This window comes from Vibrio sp. 1557, assembly GCF_033340175.1.
Taxonomy (GTDB): domain Bacteria; phylum Pseudomonadota; class Gammaproteobacteria; order Enterobacterales; family Vibrionaceae; genus Vibrio; species Vibrio alginolyticus.
Map to the genome: position 1 here is coordinate 1 of NZ_JAWOVZ010000172.1, position 1254 is coordinate 1254.

The 1254-nt window shown below is 50.2% G+C and carries 1 protein-coding gene; it reads right to left on the reverse strand.

Going from position 1 to position 1254, the window contains the following annotated elements:
• On the reverse strand, positions 1-1254 hold a 1254-nt coding region (locus R7070_RS25600; protein WP_318141439.1), incomplete at both ends, for a sodium:solute symporter family transporter.

The following is a 1254-nucleotide window of genomic DNA, read 5'->3' on the forward strand; positions in this document are numbered from 1 at the left end:
CTTGGCGTTAATGGCGAGGAAGAGAGCCACTGTACATCAAAGATAAACATCATAAAGAGCGATACTGCGCATCCGACCATAACGGTGGCCCATCCCGACCAGTTTGGTGTTTTCAAATTGACAAGCGCAAGCAGAGATGGGATGTTGATTGGCATCTGAATGAACGCCGCGAACACAATCATCATGTCGAACAAGCTGTACGACTCAACAGACGCCAGCAGCAAAGCTGTGACCGTGGCTAATACGCCAGATACTATCGTCGCAATTTTTCCAACCATCAACTGCTGACGACTGGTAGCATTTGGGTTGAACCACACTTGGTAGAGGCTTTTGACCACAATGCCAGCGTTGCGGTTGTGTGCTGATGAAAGCGGCGCAATGGTCGCGGCCACCAATGCCACCATCACCAATCCGAGTAAACCTTGAGGCATGTAATGCTGGATGTAGTAGAGATAAGCGGCGTTGTTCGCACTCTGCTCTAGTGCAGGATAGATCGCCAGTAAATCGATGTTTTGTGCTGCCACGAACCACGCTGGCATAAACCACAGTACCGGGGCAAAAACAAACAGCACACCAGCAACGAATGCGGCCTTGGTGGCGTCTTTATCGTTGGCGGTGGTCAGAAAGCGATAGCAACTCAAGGTGTGGTTATTACTCATGGTTTGTTGCAGCAGCATGGCGATCGCCCACATCACAAACAGAGACGGAATCCTGATCTGTTCACCATAAATTGGCGTGGTGTACGCAAATACTTCGCTTGGTGAGTCAAAGCGTTGCAGTGCGGTATAGCCGATCACTAGAGTAATGGCGATCAGCAAAATTAATTGAATTACATTCGTCACAGACACCGTCCACGCGCCTCCGCTCACGGCGATCAAAGTGACGACCACCCCCATAGCGAGAATGGTGGTCGACATCTCAATGGCAAAAACGGCAGAGAAAAAAGACGCCAATCCATTCATCCAAATAGCACAGGCGATCAAAGTCAGCGGAAAGCTTAACCATGTGAATAGCTGTTCTGATGTGTGGCCAAACCGCACTCGAATCACTTCCATGGCGGTTTCTACGCGTAACCTTCGATAGCGACGCGCAAAAAATGCTGCCGCGACGAAAAATCCCAACGCATTTCCCCAAAAGATGAACATCACGCTGATGCCATCTTCATACGCTTTGGCTGCGGCACCCGTAAACGTCCACGCTGAAAATTGCGTCATGAATGCAGTCGCGCCAGCCATCCACCACAGCATGGTTCCT